We start from the raw sequence: 314 nt of genomic DNA, 5'->3' as shown, positions 1-314 counted from the left end.
ACGCCCGCTTTAATGATTTAAGCGGGCGTTTTTTTCGAGATGACCGAAAAGACAAATTGATCGTTTAGGGTTKACATCAAAACACAATAGCGCCACTATGAAATCACGAAGAATTGAAATGTATAGCCTGGTTTACAGCGCTAACAATATTTGAGGAAGTAATGGCAGGAAACAGTATCGGACAACATTTCCGAGTAACCACGTTCGGAGAAAGTCACGGTATCGCACTGGGATGTATTGTGGATGGATGTCCTCCAGGGCTTGAAATTAGTGAAGCAGATCTGCAGACCGATCTGGATCGCCGACGCCCAGGT

General features: G+C 45.0%; 1 protein-coding gene. It reads left to right on the top strand.

What is annotated here, in order from left to right:
• Positions 1-161: 161 nt before the first annotated feature.
• On the top strand, positions 162-314 hold a 153-nt coding region (locus CIK04_RS24815), incomplete at its 3' end, for a chorismate synthase (protein ID WP_128824690.1).

Source organism: Vibrio sp. 03_296, assembly GCF_002265885.1.
This window is presented reverse-complemented; position numbering and strand designations above follow the sequence as displayed.